At 67.9% G+C, this 13944-nt stretch carries 11 protein-coding genes and 1 pseudogene; 6 read left to right on the forward strand and 6 right to left on the reverse strand.

Translation table 11 applies throughout. From position 1 onward, the window contains the following. Window positions 1-279 precede the first annotated feature (279 nt). The 3 genes from ACIRP7_RS42445 to ACIRP7_RS42455 are packed head-to-tail and all read left to right on the forward strand — an operon-like array spanning window position 280 to window position 5619. The gene (locus ACIRP7_RS42445) at window positions 280-1116 is read left to right on the forward strand and encodes a hypothetical protein (protein WP_403671385.1); all 837 of its coding nucleotides are present in this window, start codon (window positions 280-282) and stop codon (window positions 1114-1116) included. Continuing rightward, a complete protein-coding gene (locus tag ACIRP7_RS42450; protein ID WP_403671388.1) occupies window positions 1077-4802 on the forward strand; it encodes an AAA domain-containing protein in 3726 nt (1241 codons plus the stop codon). The genes ACIRP7_RS42445 and ACIRP7_RS42450 overlap by 40 nt, the downstream gene beginning before the upstream one ends. A 1-nt stretch (window position 4803) precedes the next feature. Further along, a complete protein-coding gene (locus ACIRP7_RS42455; RefSeq protein ID WP_403671391.1) occupies window positions 4804-5619 on the forward strand; it encodes a hypothetical protein in 816 nt (271 codons plus the stop codon). A 481-nt stretch (window positions 5620-6100) separates the two neighbouring features. Here the strand turns inward: ACIRP7_RS42455 and ACIRP7_RS42460 are convergent. The 6 genes and pseudogenes from ACIRP7_RS42460 to ACIRP7_RS42485 form a co-directional block, all read right to left on the reverse strand. Then, a pseudogene (locus ACIRP7_RS42460) lies at window positions 6101-6330 on the reverse strand (integrase); the annotation flags it as partial. An 11-nt stretch (window positions 6331-6341) separates the two neighbouring features. Continuing rightward, complete coding sequence (locus ACIRP7_RS42465; RefSeq protein WP_403671394.1) at window positions 6342-6644, reverse strand: hypothetical protein; 303 nt, start codon at window positions 6642-6644, stop codon at window positions 6342-6344. A gap of 132 nt (window positions 6645-6776) precedes the next feature. Further along, window positions 6777-7649 (reverse strand): hypothetical protein, encoded by an 873-nt coding sequence (locus ACIRP7_RS42470; protein WP_403671397.1) that lies wholly within the window; start codon window positions 7647-7649, stop codon window positions 6777-6779. Further along, entirely contained in the window at window positions 7646-8359 is a 714-nt protein-coding gene (locus ACIRP7_RS42475; RefSeq protein WP_403671400.1) for a ParA family protein, read from the reverse strand. Before ACIRP7_RS42475 ends, ACIRP7_RS42470 begins: the two co-directional genes overlap by 4 nt. A 179-nt stretch (window positions 8360-8538) precedes the next feature. Next, window positions 8539-9111, reverse strand: coding sequence for a helix-turn-helix domain-containing protein (locus tag ACIRP7_RS42480; protein WP_403671403.1), 573 nt, complete (start codon window positions 9109-9111; stop codon window positions 8539-8541). Then, window positions 9108-10613, reverse strand: coding sequence for a transcriptional regulator (locus tag ACIRP7_RS42485; protein ID WP_403671406.1), 1506 nt, complete (start codon window positions 10611-10613; stop codon window positions 9108-9110). Before ACIRP7_RS42485 ends, ACIRP7_RS42480 begins: the two co-directional genes overlap by 4 nt. Window positions 10614-11462: 849 nt before the next feature. On the opposite strand from ACIRP7_RS42485, the gene ACIRP7_RS42490 reads away from it, so the two are divergent. The 3 genes from ACIRP7_RS42490 (at window position 11463) to ACIRP7_RS42500 (ending at window position 13918) form a co-directional block, all read left to right on the forward strand. Continuing rightward, window positions 11463-11729: a DUF6400 family protein gene (locus ACIRP7_RS42490; RefSeq protein ID WP_403671409.1), complete on the forward strand. Its 267-nt coding sequence runs from the start codon at window positions 11463-11465 to the stop codon at window positions 11727-11729. Then, window positions 11716-11973 carry a hypothetical protein gene (locus tag ACIRP7_RS42495; protein ID WP_381333657.1) on the forward strand — a complete coding sequence of 86 codons (258 nt, stop codon included), beginning with the start codon at window positions 11716-11718 and terminating at the stop codon, window positions 11971-11973. The genes ACIRP7_RS42490 and ACIRP7_RS42495 overlap by 14 nt, the downstream gene beginning before the upstream one ends. A 163-nt stretch (window positions 11974-12136) precedes the next feature. Continuing rightward, complete coding sequence (locus ACIRP7_RS42500) at window positions 12137-13918, forward strand: enoyl-CoA hydratase-related protein (protein WP_403671413.1); 1782 nt, start codon at window positions 12137-12139, stop codon at window positions 13916-13918. Window positions 13919-13944: the final 26 nt, after the last annotated feature.

Genomic DNA, 13944 nt, shown 5'->3' on the forward strand with positions numbered 1-13944 from the left:
CCCTCCGCGTGAAGTCCATGCCGAGTATGAGAAGTTGCGAATCGCCGCGTAAAATTAACGGTCAGAAGCCTGTCCGGAAAACGCGAGGCCCCTCAAGAGGCACACCGGACCGTCATCATGTCCGGAATTGGTTGTGCGCGCGTCCCATCACATTGCGTGGTGTGCAGCGGCCATGGATCCTGAAAGGCTTGCCACAGTGGTAGGCATTTGGGGGAAGTGATGGCCCGCCCGGCAGTACGAGATGGCAGCGATCCCAAAGCCGTCCGCGACACTCGCGTATTGATCGACTGTCTGCAGGAGCTGGTGCGGGGCGCCATCTCCAAGACCATCCGGGACTGTGCCAAGTACCCGGAAACGGTGTGGCTCGTGGAAGCCCCCGACGGGATCGTGCGTCGCGCTGTGGACGCCGACCCTCGCATCATGGTCGTCAAGCACCGTCCGCCCAAGGAAGCACCGCAGCTGCCGACGATCCTGCATGGCAGGGTGTCCGCCGAGGCCGCCGCCACGGCGGGTCCGCAGCCTCCCGAACTGGTTGACGACACGTCGAATGAGCGTCAACTGGCCGACGACGTCCAGGCTAGTGGGGAGGAAGACCAGCTGGCGCTGGAGAGCGGCAGCTCCGCAGAACGCAAGGCGTACGAGGCATGGGCCGTAAAGTGGATGCGATGGTCGCAGGAGGAACTGGCGGCCGAGCCGCAGCGGCGACTGCACCAGCGTCTGTACCGGATGGCCAAGAAGGTCGATCAGGACAGTGACACCTTCGAAGTAGTCCTGGCTGTAGGTCTCTTGCAGCTCGGGGCCGATCGTCCCTCGGCCCGGGTCCGCCGGCACATCGTGACAACACCGGTGACCCTGACTGTGGAGCCGGCGTCGATCAACGTGACCGTTTCTCTGCTGCCGGATCACCCCGGGCGCCTGGAAGACACCGAATTCCTCAGTGAGTCCGACGGCTACACGTCGGAGCTGCTGGGGGTCGTGCGCTCCGCTGTCGAGGACGTCCCCTTCCACCCACTGTCGGACCGGGCGGCACAAGCCGTGCGCTCGTGGGCGCAGCGGGCTTTCTCGGGGTCGACCGAGTGCTCCCGTTCGACCCCAGCGGGCAGCACCCCGATCTGACCGCCGAACCCCAGGTGCGGTCACTGCATCATGCGCCCGCGCTCATCCTGCGCGAGCACGGCCAGCGCTCCGTGCTCGGCTTCTACGAGAGCATCGCCCGAGCGCTGAAACGTCCCGGAGCACAAGCTCCTCTGGGGCTCGCACAGCTGTTGTATGACCTCGAACCGGAGCACAGGACGGCCTGGGGGAGCAGGAGCGGCTCCGTGCCGCCGGCACTGGGACCGGACCCGCTGTTCCCGATGATCACCAACGCTGCCCAGCGCGATGTCCTGGACCGACTGCAGCACGATACGAGCGTCGTGGTCCAGGGCCCGCCGGGCACCGGAAAGACACACACCATCAGCAACCTGATCGCCGCGCTCCTCGCCGACGGCAAGCGCGTCCTGGTCACCAGCGCGAAGAGCCAGGCCCTGAAGGTGCTGCGCGACCAGCTTCCGGCCAAGCTGCGCAGCATGTGCGTGATCCAGAGCGATCAGTGGCAGGGCGGGAACTCCGATCTGAGCCAGTCACTGGGCGCCTTGGCACACCTGAACGCGACAACGAACCTCGATCGACTCCAGCAGCGCATTGACGATCAGCAGACCCAGCGACGCCAGCTCATGGCCCAGCAGGCCAAAGTCCGCGACCGCCTGCGGCAGGTACGTGAAGTCGAGTGGTACGAGCATCCCGAGATCGCCCCCGGATACCGGGGGCGGCTCGACGACATCGTGAAGGCAGTGGAGCAGGGCGGAGCTGAGTACCAGTGGCTGCCGCCCCTGGACGCCCAGGCCGCGCAGATCCCGCCGCTGACCACGGACGAGGCCCAGCGGCTGTGGCTCCTCGTCACCCAGCACGGCCCCGGAATCCTCGACGCCCACCTCCAGTACTGCCCCGACCCGGCCAGTCTGCCCGCTCCAGCGGACGTCTCCCGCCGCATCACGGAACTCCAGGCAGCTGAACAGGCTCTCGGTCCCGAGCCCGTCACACCCCTCGCACAGGCGCTGGCGGACCACGGCGATACGGGACTCACGGCGTTGGAAACGTTGCTCGACCGAGCCCAGCAGGCTCTGCAGAGAGTAGGCCTGTCCGCGGACCCCACCTCCTGGCAGGCGGACACCTGGTCCACACGCGCCCTGCAGGACGGCATCGCCCAGCGATGGCAGCAACTGTGGGACAGCATCCGCAACGCCTCACAGCGTGCGCAGCAGACCCATGACGAGATAGCCGCCGCCTCCTTCCTGGAAGTGGAGATCCCCCGCCTCTCCGAAAGCGAGGAGAAGGAGCTCCTGATCGCGGGCCGCAATCTGGAGCAGCACGTCCTGCGCACCGGAACACTGAACACGCGATGGCCGCGGCCGGCTGTCGTCAAACAAGCCCGCTTCCTCCTCGAACAGTGCCGGGTAGAAGGCATGGCGCCCGCCGGCAGTGAGCACATCACCGCGGTCGTACGCCATCTGGAGATGCGCGCCCACGCCCGCACCCTGCGCGGGCGGTGGACCGGAGTCGGATCGGCCGTCGGACAGGACGCCGCCGAACTGCTGATCTCCGAGCTCCTGGACCGGGCCGTCGTTCTGCAGGCCATCGACACCTGCGTACAGGTCATCCGCCAGGTCCACGCAACCCTGCTGGCCGACGGCATCCACATGCCGGTCACCACCGCCGAGCAGCGGCGCGACATCCGCCAGGCCACCCTCCAGGCCCGCCAGCTCCTGCACGTCGAAACCGCCACGCAGTGCTTCGAAGAGATCCTCAAAAGCCTTCCGCAACCCCACCCGTATGGCGTCGAAGAGCTCCAGCGCGCGGCGGATGCCGCAGCGGCCCGTGACGCGCAGGCTTACGCGCTGGCGGTGGATGCGCTGGCCGCGGCGTACCAGCGTGAGGCAGACCGGCGCGAGACCGGGAAACTCTTCCAGTGCCTTGCCGAGGCCCATCCCGATCTCGCCAAGGACTTCACCGGCGATCCCCTCGCCTCGCACTGGCGCTCCCGGTTCGCCGTCCTGCCCCACGCCTGGTCCTGGCGCCAGGCCCAGGACTTCCTGGAAGCGCACCTGCTCCAGGGATGCGAAGAACAACTCGAAGGCGAACTGGCCCAGATCGAAGCCCGGCTGCACGACCTGGTGGAACAACTGGTCTGCGACCGGGCGGCACATCACTGCGTCAGCCGCATGACCACCAAACACAAACAAGCCCTCGCCGCCTACGCCAGCGCCGTAGCCAACGCAGGCCAGGGAACCACCGAGTACGGCAAACGCCACCAGCGCCACGCACGCTCAGCCATGCAGACAGCACAAGGAGCAGTACCGGCGTGGATCACGCCGCTGAACCGCGTAGCGGAAACGATCAGCCCCGAACCGGACTCCTTCGACGTCGTCATCGTCGACGAAGCAAGCCAAGTGGGTCTGGACGGAGTGCTGTTGCTCTGGCTCGCGCCGCGCATCATCGTCGTGGGAGACGACCGGCAGTGCGCCCCGTTCTACACCGGCAGCAAGCACGACCGGATCACCCAGATCTTCGACGAACGCATGGCCGCCCTCGAACCCTGGCAGCGTGAAGGCTTCGACCCCAAGTCCAACCTGTACGACCTGCTGCAGTCCCGCTTCACCGAAGTGATCCGTCTCACCGAGCACTTCCGGTGCATGCCGGAGATCATCAAGTGGTCCTCCATGCAGTTCTATCCCGACAAGCAGCTCGTCCTGCTGCGGCAACACGGCTCCGACCGCCTCCCGCCGCTGAAGGTCGTCCACGTGCCCGAAGGTCACTGCGAAGGACGCCGGGACAAACTCATCAACCGGCCGGAGGCAGAGGCTGTCGTCAACGAACTGCACCGCCTCACCCAGGACCCCGCCTACGCCGACCGCAGTATCGGCGTGATCATCCTGCGCCACGGCGACCAGACACGCCTGGTACAGAACCTCGTCGACCAGCGCATCGACATATCGGCCCGCGAATGCCACAGCATCCAGGTCGGCACGCCCGAGCAGTTCCAGGGAGACCAGCGCGACGTCATCCTTCTGTCGATGGTCGTCGACGGAGCCAACGCCATCGCCGCAACCGGCCGGAACCACGAACGACGCTTCAACGTGGCCGCCAGCCGCGCCCGCGACCAGATGTGGCTCTTCCACTCCATGACCGCCGACCAGCTCAGCAGCAAGGACCTACGCCGCTCCCTGCTCACCTACATGGTCAGCCCACCCCCGCCCTACACACACCCCCACCAGCCCACCAACGTCAGCGCAGACCGACACTGCGCGCCCTTCGACTCCCTCTTCGAGCAGCGCGTCTTCCTGCGCATCAAGGAACGCGGCTACGACGTAGTACCCCAGTGGGAAGTCAACGGAAAACGCATCGACCTCGTCGTCACGGGAGACCACGGACGCCTCGCAGTCGAGTGCGACGGAAGCCCCTACCACTCCACCCCCCAGCAGATCCAAGACGACGCCGAGCGTGAGCGGGAGCTACGGCGTGCCGGCTGGACGTTCTGGCGCATACGCAGCAGCGCCTTCGACCTCTCACCCGAAGAGGCCCTGGAACCACTGTGGGAACGCCTGACCGAGCTGGGCATCCACCCGCGCACCGCCCGCGAGACAACCGACGACGACGCGCTGACAGACCCGACCTGGACTCCGGTCGGCCTGGCCGAGACCGAGCCCGACGAAGACACGGACCTCTACGACGGCGAGCCGGACGAAGACAGCGAGGGACACTGACATGGACAACTTCGACGACACCACGCTCGAAGAACTCGCCGCCATGATCTGCGGAGACGAGCCGGGCATGAAACGCCGAGCAGGCTGGGAACTCGCTCCATTCCTCCGCCGGGCCGGCTGGGAAGACGTCCCCGACCACGACGGCAGCCCACGCCACCACTGGGTCCACACCATCCTGCGCGAACGGCAGGAGGACCAGGCGGGGGACACCGAGCGCATCATCCTGCGCCTGGCCGACCGGCGCGAATACCAACAACAACTCGCCGACTACGACGCCGTCATCCAACGCCTCCAGGAAGTCCTCGCCCTCGAAGGCCGCCGCGTCGAATACCGCAAGGGCACTCCGCTCCTCATCGAGTACGACCCCGACGAACCCCCTCGCCCCCAGCGCGTAGAACTAAAGGTCGCCATCACCGACATCGTCTCCGACCCCGACCTGGCCCGCGCCGTGCAACTACGCCTCGACGAAGCCCGTATCTGCCAAGAACACGGCGCCTACACCTCCGCCGTCATCATGCTCGGGAGCCTCCTCGAAGGCGTCCTCGTCCACGCCGCGGACGTCAGGCCCGCGACCACGCCGCTGACCCGGCCCGCCCGCGACACACGGCTGCAGGACCTCATCCAGCACGCCCACACCAACCAGTGGATCGACCAAGACGCAAAAATGGCCTCAGACCTGCTGCGGACCTACCGCAATCTCGTCCACCCCCTTGCGGAGAAGCGAGCCAAACACAGCGCAGACTTCGACACGGCCGACCTCTGTTGGTCCACAGTCAACGCGGTGCTTAACGACCTGGCGGCAAGCAACCCTCAATAGACGTTGGTAACAGGGTTGACGGGGTGGAGAGACATCTGGCCCTTTCTCCGCACATCCGTCAACGCCGCACGGCCGGGAAGGCCGCCAGGAGTCGTCCATCGACTGCGGAGCGCACTGATCACCAACTCGCATGGACGCTGCTGGCAGCCCCAGCCCGACTGGAACCAACATCCGTCACACTCGAAGGATGGTTATGCAGCGGGTGCCTTCGAACGGTTGGACGCCGGATGAGTGTTGAGATCATCCCTGACAGGGAACAACATGATCACAGCGACCGCTAGCACTATCGTGCTGCTGCCCGCCGCAGCGCCGTCCTTCACGCAACATGGAGTGTAAATCTAACGGCGGATCTGACGATCATGGGAGAGATGTCAAGTGACCGACACCGCCGTGGAGTTGGAAACCGTGGAGCCTGTCGAGAGTGCCCAGCCGTGCCCTGGCGTTCGGGTGCGGGCGGGATGCCGTGCTCGCCGAGGATCTACCAGACCGTAGAGGCAGCGACCTTGATGCCCGGCGCCGCAAGCTCGCCATGGATCCGGCGATACCCCACGAGCTGTTCTCACGCGCCGGACGCAGCCCCAGAGTGCGAATCGAACGAACGGTCGGCGGGCTCCCGCGACGCTTCGGCACGCAGGTCGCGGCATGCCGTCGCCTCAGCAGATCGCGATGCCAGCGCAAGATCGTGTCCGGACGAACCAGTGCACGCTCATGAAAGCACGAGGTTAGGTAGTAGGCGGAGCTGGCTCTGGTGGGTAGCCCTTGGCGCGGAGGAAGGCGTCGAGGGCTATGGCGACGATGTCGCCGTGGGGGATGCCGCTGTCGGCGTTGTAGCGGTGGATGCGGCGTTGGAGCTGGAGAGCTTCGGGGACGGAGTAGTTGAGCTGCCCTCGGCCGATGTGGCGCGTTGCGATGATCGCTCGGGTGTCGGCGTGCGGAGCGAAAGGGTCGTCGTTGGGGTCGGAGTGGGCTTCGAGGGCGTCGGAGAGATGGCGCAGCAGACGGATGTGGTGGGTGTAATCGGGCATGGTGCGCTCCGGTGGCTGCGACTAGGCGAGTAGTGATCCGGCTAGTCGACTATTGGGCTAGTGGAATAGTCGACTGGGTGGACGCGGAATCGCGTCCACCCAGCCCTGCTCGGAGGCGAACGGATCGGATGGTCAGAAGCCTCGGGTGCTAAGCCACTCGTCCATCGCCACGGCGACGATGTCCCCGAGCGGCAAATGATCGAGCTCGTTGTCCAGCGCGAAGCGCTTGATCCGCCGCTTCAGTTTCAGCGCGGCCGGTACGGACGAGTCGAGGCTCTCGCGCGTGATGATGCGCTGGTTGAGGATGACGGCCGTTTCGGGGATGTCCCTGGGGCGGCCGGGGCCGTGAGTCCACGGCGTTCCCTCGCTGGGGGCTGTTTCCGGGCGCCCGCTCTGTTCCTGCTGAAGCCCCGGTGCCTCTGTCCTCACTGGAAACGAGGTAGTGCCTGCTACGGGAGCGCTTGTCGGGCGGATGGCCACTTCTGCGAGCGGGGTCGCGGCAGTAGACGCGGCCGGGGCATGAGCCGGCCCATAGTGTGAAGCGTGCTCGTGGGGCTGTATGGGCGGGACCGTAAGTGCCGTGGATTTAGCAGTTGGGTCCGTGGGCGGCATCTGCTGTTCCACCGGCTCCCCTGCGGGAGGCTGCCACGGCTGTCGGGCGGTGGTGGCCGGGGGAGCCCACTGGCTGTTAGCCGTCTCCCGCGCAGGGGCGTTCGGCGCGGCTTCGACGGTCGGCTCGACGAGCGTCTGCGCCGCTTTGGGCACCGTCTCGGTGCGATCCTGTGCCGACTCCTCGATGGGAGCTGTGGAGGTAGTTGGCTGGACCTGGGGCTCGCTCGCCGGCGCGGGACGGAATTCGTCCTGGGGGATGGTCTTTTCGGTGGCGATCTGCTCGGGGGTGAGCTCGGCGCCCGGCGGTGGGGGAGGGGTGGTCTTCTTGGCGCCGCCGAGGGTGCGGCCGGTGCGGCGGGGCGGGGGCTTGGGCCTGTCGTTGTTCTCGCTCATGCGGTGAGTTCCTTCATCAGCTCGGCGTACTCGCTCAGTTCGGTGGGGATCTCACCGAAGGCCTCCATGTAGTGGACCCAGGAGTGGATGGTGGTCTCGGCGAGGGGGAAGGGTTCGTCGCGGTCGGGGCCGATGCCCTGGCCTTCATCGGGCTGCAGGAGTTGGTCCTTGGCGGTGCGGGGCAGCGACGTGCGGTCGTCGGCTTTGACCATGACGACGTGGGCGGTGACGTCGTGGGGGTTGCGGGCGGCGGCGCGTTCGGCCTCGTCGAAGGTGGCCACGAGCTTGCGGCGTTCGATCTTGGTGGGGGCGACCGGCACGAGCAGCAGGTTCGCCTCGGTGACAGCCTCGTGGAAGATGCGGGCGATGCCGCCGCCGGCGTCGACCACGATCGCGCCGAACTCGGTGCGCTGGGTGCGGATGTACTCGGCGATGTCGTCGAAGGGGTACCGCTCGACCGCCAGGTTGGCCGGGATGACGAAGCCCTCGGCTTGGGCGACTTTGAACCAGTCGTAGGCGGACTGGCTGGTGGGGTCGGCGTCCAGCAGTAGTGTGGGCAGGCCGAGGACGACGGCGTAGTAGAGGGCGATGAACCAGGCGGAGGTGGTCTTGCCGGTGCCGCCCTTGAGCATGCCGACAACGATGACGAAGGCGTCCCAGACGCTGGCTTTAGCCGCGTCCAGGGTCTTGTGACGGGTGTTTTCGTTCACGTGTGTTCAATCTCCAGGAAGCAGAAGGGTGTTGGTTGGTGCCGCGGGTGGCGGCGCACGTGGGCGGCGGACTGGTGGCGGGGCGCGAGCTGCGCGGCTGTGCCGGGAATGGCGTCGTGGCTGAGTCGGCAGCTGACCGGCATGCCCGACACGACGAGCGACGGACAGGTCTGGGCCGGTCACGGCTGCTTCCCCTCGCCAGGAGTAGGGCCATGTCGGTGCTGGGACCGCATGCGGGTCTTCGCCTGGTGAAGAAGCCGGTAGACCGTGGCAACGGAATAGTTGGAGTCCTTGGCAAGGTCTGGCACGGAAGCGCCGGCTTCGTACCGGGCGCGCAGGGACAGCGCGAGCTTGTGTCGCTCGGCGGCCCGTCCTGCGGCGCGCATAGTCAGCGTTTGCTGCGTGGTGCGCACGCTGCCGCCGGCCTCGATCAGCAGACCCCGGGCAGCACGCCTCGACTCACCTGCAGCTGCCGCGAGTTCGGTGAGGGTTGCGCCGTGCTGCTCGTACAGGGTGCGCAGGTGGGCTGCGAGTCGCTTGCGGGCTTGTGGGTCCTGGCGCATCCTGCGGGTCTGCCACGACGTGCGCATCACGGTCCCGGCGTCGTGCAGCCGGTTGAGGACCGTGCCGTAGGACAGGCCGCTGGCAGCGACCAGTTCGTCGACCGTGGCACCGGACTCGTACTGCTTACGCAGGGACTCGGGCGTCACCGCCTCGCTCGCATCGGAGGTGACTGGGGGAGGGGGTTTCATGCGACGGACTCCCATTCGCTGAGGGCTTCGGCATGGGCGGCGGCCAGTTCGTCGTAACTGCGTTGGTCCGATGGGGTGATGAGGATCAGGCGGCCGTCGGTGGCGACCCGCCAGTCGGCGGCCGGGCGGCCGGTGACCGGGTCGAGGACGCGTCCGTCCGGGGTGTGCCAGGTCGGCGGGATCTCGTCGGGACGCGGCATTGGGACCAGGACCTGGCGGCCGTTGCGGACGATGACCACGGCCCTGGTGCGGTGCTCCGTAAGCCGATCCAGTGCCTGCTGGTAGACCACACGTTCGGCCGCGTGCAGGTCCTTCCGCCTGGCCCCAACGCCGTTGGTGCCGTATTGCTCAGCGACCGTGTCCCAGCCCACTGCCAGCGCTGCGATGTGGCCGGTGTCGGCGTCCGCGAGGGGGATGCCGAAGCCCTTCAGTGCACGGGGTGCGAGTGCCCAGGTTTCTCCGGTGCGCTGGACGAGTCCGTGGTCGGCGAGGCGATTCAGTGTCCGGTAGGTGGTGGCGCGGGAGACTGAGGCGGTACCGACGAGTTCGCCGACCGTCTGATCCTGGCGTACGTGCAGAGCGCTGATGAGCATGAGGGCGGCGCTGCCGAGGCCGTGGTGGGTGAAGGCGTCGTGGCCCATCAGATGGCCGAGGACGGTGGAGTCGATGTCGGCCGTCGTGGCCGTCTCAGGGGTGGTCCACTCCTCAAGTGCCGGGTCGGGGGGGAACTGAGTGGTCCACGAACGAGACAGCCGTACCGGGGCACCGTGACCGCGCAGGTTGCCGTGGTTGAGGTACCAGGTCGAGCCCTCCCGGCCATGGCCGACCCGCAGCCGGCGCAGCCAGCCTCCCGGCTTCAGGATCGTGTCGTAGACGGCCCGCAGTGTCGTGCGGGAGATGCCCGCCTCTTCGGCGGTCTGGCGCTCGCTGGCGTGGTGCAGGAGTCCGCCTGCGATCTCGGCGAAGTTCAGATGCGCGCGCAGCACCCGCAGCGCGGTCCGTCCCCGCTCCCCACGCCAGGGCGTGGTCTCGATGCGGCCGCGCAGCGCGGCGAGAACCTCGAACGCGTCGTGCCGCGAGCCCAGCGCCAAGGTGGCGCTGACTGTCTGGACAGCGCTGTTCCAGACCCGGCGGATGTAGTCCAGGGCGCGCGTCTGCCCAGACCGCAACGCGATGCCGCGGGTGTGTCGTCCGCCTTCGTGCTCGGGGTGCAGCAGGAGTTGCGTCAGCTGGTCGACGTTGCCGCCGACGCGGGCGACGTGGCAGGCGATGGCCGCGGTGATCCGGTGCCCGTGCTCGGCCGCGCCCTGACGGTCCCCACGCAGGACCAGGCTTCGACGATCGGATGCGAGTCGGCTGTAACTGCCGGCGGCGTAGCGGCCGGTGAGGTCGCCGAGCAGGATCAGATCGGCCGCAGCTGACGGCAGTCGGGACAGGCCCAGGGGGCCGCGGAGGTGGGTGACGTGTCGTTGGGGGAGTGGCTGGTGGATGCTTTCTGGCACGGTGGGGTCGTCTCGCAAAGACGTGGACGCCACCCAGGCCCGCTAAAACCACGGGCGGCATCCGGAACCGACCTCCATCGGCGCCAGCAAGGTCTCCAGGACGGCCGTCCTGGAGGCCCTCGTACGACTGGCTCCGAGCGGAGGTAGGCGTCCCCATCGCAGCTCGACCGAGATCGAAACAGAGGACCGTCAGAGTGGCCCACTCGTGATCCACACCGGTCAACTCGGGTCCCTCAAAGGCCAGTTTCAGGGGCTGATGCCTCTGACTGCCTCTGAGCGGCCCGGGTCGAACCGGGGTCGAATCGGAGTGTTTTCCTCTGACTGGCTCCGCTCGCCTCTGCAACCCGTCCTAGCAGGTCACAGCCTCATCGCCCCCACACAAGCGCAGGTCAGAAAGGTGCGCTAGCTGTACCACTGGTTCCTGGCGAAACTCGTCGTATGCGGCATGGCTGCGGCTCCCGTCGTTGGGTGATGACGACATCGTCCGGAAGGGTGTCGCGACACCGCAATACCTCTTCCGCCCCACGGAAGGGGCCAGGGAAAACGCCTGTTCAGGGCGGGTGCTCGTCTGGGGAAGTGACATCACTTCCTGATCGGGTGCGGATTCCTCACCAAAATGCTCGCCGCCTGGATGGGCATCCCCGCGTTCGCCGTCGCCTGGCTCGTGGATGGGAGCGGCCCCTGGATATCGCGAGTGCGGCGTCTGCTGGTGGGTCGCCATGGTTGCCCTGTGGCCGCCCACCTGGCATGTGCGGGTCGCCACCGGACCTCCTCCGAGGGCGCGGGCCTGCTGTGACTTCTCCCACCTGCTCTTGCCTGGGCGAGAAGCGCTTGCCTACGTTCGGTCCCATGTCCTCTCATGGCCGCGCCGTTCCAGGCGACCCGCTCCCGACGGTCGACCTGGACATCGACCTGAGCTCACATGAACTGCTCCGGCGCGCTCATGTCCTGGACGCTCTCGGCCCCGACTGGGATCCCGTCGCCGCGCTGCGCGGTGAGGAAGCGGCGTATGAGCTGCTGTATTCCGGCCTGAGCGCGGAGCAACAGCGCGTGTACGACGATCTGGTCTCGGCCGGCGTGCTGCCGCGGAGAGGCGGGGGCGATGCTGCCGCTTGACCCGCAGGCGGACATCGGGCGGCGCGCCTGGGTGGCCTGCCCGAACTGCGACGACCGTCGTGGGTGCGCCACCTGCGAGCAGGGGCGCACCTGTTCCGAGCACTGGCGCTACCTGCTGTCCCACGTGGGCAGCCTGCTCCACCTGCAGTGCCGGTCGTGCACCCACATCTGGACACATGAGACCCACTTCGGTGCCACCCGCTCCCGGTGGGAGCGCATCACCAGCGGGCTGCGACGCATGTGATCATCAGTGGCTCCGTCGGTCGCGGCCAGTGAGGCCGGACGGCGGATCGGCGCCCGCTTTCGGATGATCCCACCGCCTGTCGTCGGGAACGGCGGGCCGCCTTGCCCGAGGATCGTGTCCGGCGGCCATCCCTGCCTGCCGTTCGTCCGTCCCGGAGGCAGCCGTGCACATCCTGCTACTGGCCAGTGCGTTCAACAGCCTCACCCAGCGTGTCCACGCCGAGCTGCGCGACCGAGGCCACACCGTGGCGGTGGAACTCGCCCTGCCCGGCAGCCCGTTGCCCGAAACCGTGCGGCGGCATGCACCGCAGCTCGTCGTGGCGCCGATGCTGAAGACGGCGATTCCCGAGGAGGTATGGACAGCGCACACCTGCCTCGTCGTCCATCCCGGGCCCGTGGGGGACCGCGGCCCCTCCTCCCTGGACTGGGCGATTCACGAGGGCGTCGACCAGTGGGGCGTCACCGTCCTGCAGGCCGACGGGGAGATGGACGCCGGTGACGTGTGGGCCTGTGTACCGTGCCGGGTCCCTCCGGTGTCCAAGAGCGAGTTGTACCGGGGCGAGATCGCCGACGCCGCCCTCGAGGCCGTTCTGCTCGCGGTGGAGCGCTTCGCCGACGGAACCCACGTACCGCGCAAGCAGGACGTGGCACCCCCGCCGGACGCCCGCCTGCGCCCCCGTCCCTACCTCGACCAGAGCGTCCGGCGAATCGACTGGGCCGAGGACTCCACGCAGGACGTACTGCGCAAGCTGAGAGCGGCGGACTCCCAGCCCGGTGTGCTGGACGTCCTGCTCGGCCGTGAGTGGTATCTGCACGGCGGTCATCCCGAGAGCGTGCTGCGCGGCCGCCCGGGCGAGCTGTTGGCCACCAGGGCCGGGGCGGTGTGCCGGGCCACCAAGGACGGCGCCGTGTGGATCCCCGAGCTGCGGCCCCGGCGCGTGCCCGGGCAGCCGCCCACGTACAAACTGCCTGCCGTGATGGCACTGGGCGACCTGCTGCCGCCCCTGCCCGATCATGCCCTGCCCCCGCTGCCCGAGGTGCGGCACCGTACCTGGACGGACATCCACTACCGGGAGGACGGGAACGTCGGCTTCCTCTCGTTCTCCTTCCCCGGCGGCGCCATGAGCACGGAGCAGTGCCGACGTCTGCTGGACGCCTACCGGGAGGCGTGCGAGCGGCCCACGTCCGTACTGGTGCTGGGCGGCGAACGGGACTTCTTCTCCAACGGGATCCACCTGGGGGTCATCGAGGCCGCGGACGACCCCGCTGCCGAGTCCTGGGCGAACATCAACGCCATCGACGATCTGGTCGAGGCGGTCCTGACCACGACGGACCGACTGGTGGTGGCGGCGGTCGCGGGCAACGCCGCGGCGGGCGGGGTGATGCTCGCCCTGGCGGCCGACGAGGTGTGGTGCCGCTCGGGCGCCGTACTGAACCCTCACTACCGCCTGATGGGCCTGTACGGCTCGGAGTACTGGACGCACACCCTGCCCCGCAAGGTGGGGCCCGCGACGGCCGAACGGCTCATGTCCGAGGCCCTGCCGGTGAGTTCGGCGGGCGCACTGCGCCTCGGGCTCGTCGACCGGGTGGTCGACTGCGGTCCTGACGCGTTCGCGGGGGAGGTCGGCGGCCTGGCGGCCCGTCTGGCGTCACTGCCGGCGACGGCGTCACGGATCACCGCGAAGAAGACGGAGCTGGACCGGCTGGAGAGCGTGACCCCGCTGGCCGGCTTCCGTGAGCAGGAGCTGGCCCGTATGCGCCGGACCTTCGACGACCCGGACGCCCCGTACCACTCGCTGCGCCGTTCCTTCGTCCACAAGGAGCGGCCGGCGTGCACCCCGCCGCACCTCGGTTCCGCCCAGGTTGCGCAAACCGGTCCGCCCCCCTCTGCCGCGGATGTCACCGGAATGGCCCCCTTCGGCGTCTCATCACGACCGAACGGCTGATACGAAGAAAAGCGATGGTCGAAATC

It is taken from the genome of Streptomyces sp. NPDC102270 (assembly GCF_044766405.1).
Taxonomy (GTDB): Bacteria; Actinomycetota; Actinomycetes; order Streptomycetales; family Streptomycetaceae; genus Streptomyces.

Excerpts from the sequence above, each read along its gene's own strand:
- ACIRP7_RS42455 (WP_403671391.1), top strand. The coding sequence starts at position 4,804 with ATGGACAACTTCGACGACACCACGCTCGAAGAACTCGCCGCCATGATC.
- ACIRP7_RS42465 (WP_403671394.1), bottom strand. The coding sequence starts at position 6,644 with ATGCCCGATTACACCCACCACATCCGTCTGCTGCGCCATCTCTCCGAC.
- ACIRP7_RS42470 (WP_403671397.1), bottom strand. The coding sequence starts at position 7,649 with ATGAGCGAGAACAACGACAGGCCCAAGCCCCCGCCCCGCCGCACCGGC.
- ACIRP7_RS42480 (WP_403671403.1), bottom strand. The coding sequence starts at position 9,111 with ATGAAACCCCCTCCCCCAGTCACCTCCGATGCGAGCGAGGCGGTGACG.
- ACIRP7_RS42490 (WP_403671409.1), top strand. The coding sequence starts at position 11,463 with ATGTCCTCTCATGGCCGCGCCGTTCCAGGCGACCCGCTCCCGACGGTC.
- ACIRP7_RS42495 (WP_381333657.1), top strand. The coding sequence starts at position 11,716 with ATGCTGCCGCTTGACCCGCAGGCGGACATCGGGCGGCGCGCCTGGGTG.